Origin of the sequence: Clostridium tarantellae (assembly GCF_009295725.1) — a bacterium.
Taxonomy (GTDB): domain Bacteria; phylum Bacillota; class Clostridia; order Clostridiales; family Clostridiaceae; genus Sarcina; species Sarcina tarantellae.
This window is the reverse complement of record NZ_WHJC01000490.1, coordinates 1-1,472: the sequence shown is the minus strand read 5'-3', so window position 1 is coordinate 1,472 and position 1,472 is coordinate 1. Positions and strand designations below refer to the sequence as shown.

General features: G+C 27.0%; 1 protein-coding gene. It reads right to left on the bottom strand.

The genetic code is table 11. From position 1 onward, the window contains the following. Window positions 1-1,469 (bottom strand): IS1182 family transposase (locus GBZ86_RS15855; protein ID WP_422678938.1); only part of this gene is annotated, 1,469 nt, incomplete at its 3' end. Window positions 1,470-1,472 lie beyond the last annotated feature (3 nt).

Here is a 1,472-nt window from a genome sequence, read left to right as displayed (position 1 = left end):
TCAGTTTGTAGACAAATAGCATTTTTGCATAAAGCAAAAATGCTATTTTTAGTTTTATAAGCAAAATTTCTAAATTTTTCAAATATATTTTTAATATTATGATATAATCCGAGATATCCCCCGGTCTTTATCCATTTCCGTTTTGCCAACTTCTTTAAATTCATGCATGCAAAAATAAGCGTGACCTCCATTGTTAATTTAGCCAAACCTCTTAGGTGAGTATATCTCATACCATGTCGTTCTTTTGCATCTGCAAAGACTCGTTCAATTGTTTCTTTTCTTCTGCTATAGACTTGTTTTATATATTCATTATGTCTCAAATGATTAGCTTCTTCCACATAATGTTGCCAAACATGCCTAGTTACAACTTTTTGAGCATTTTTACTTTTAGTACATTGATTAATAAGTGGACACATTTTACAATCATATTGTGATGATTTATATTCTCTGTATCCATCTTTATTGGTTGTACTATATTTTAATATTTTATTATTAGGGCAAATATAACAATCATTAAATTCATCATAAACATACTCATATTTTTTGAAAAAGCCTTGCTTTGTCATAGGTCTTTTATAAGGCATTGCTGGTAAAATATTATCTTCAAAAAGAGTTTTGCATATGTATGGGGTTATATATCCCGCATCTACAGCTATTGCTGTAATATCATTAGGATATTTTTTATGCAATTTAGAATATAAATCAGAAAAAGCCACACTATCATGTATATTGCCAGGTGTAATATGAAAATCTAAAATATAATTATTATCATCACAAGCCGTATGTGCTAAATATGCAAAACATTTTTCTTTTTCGTTTTTAAAAAACATTCCACTATCCTTATCAGTCTTACTTTCAACTATTTCTTTAACTTCTTTAGTTTTCTCTTTTTCTTTTAATGTTTTTTTACCATGCTTTTTTCTATCTTCATTTATTTCTTTATCAAGTTCAGATTGATATTTTTTAGTTTCAGTTTCAACTTTAACTTTTGTATATTTTTTCTTATTAGCACTTGCTTTTATATGAGTTGAATCTATGTAAATTTCATCTAGTTGTATAAATCCATTCTTATTAGCTTCTTCTAAAATTCTTGAAAATATAATGTTAAAAAGTTCAGTATCTTTAAATCTTCTAACATAATTTTTGCCAAATGTAGAGAAATGAGGTATCTTTTCATTAAATGAATAACCCAAGAACCATCTATATGCGATATTAACCTCTATTTCTCTAATAGTTTGTCTCATTGAAGGTATTCCAAATAAGTATTGAATAAGTACTATTTTTATCAACACTACAGGATCTATGCTTGGTGCACCGAAAGCAGAATATAATTCTGCGACTTCGTCATATATAAAATTAAAATCTATTGCTCTATCAATTTGTCTAACTAAATGATTTTTAGGCACAAGAGCTTCTAAACTGTTAAATTCAATTTTAAATCTATTATCAGTATTTTTTTTAGTCATCATATT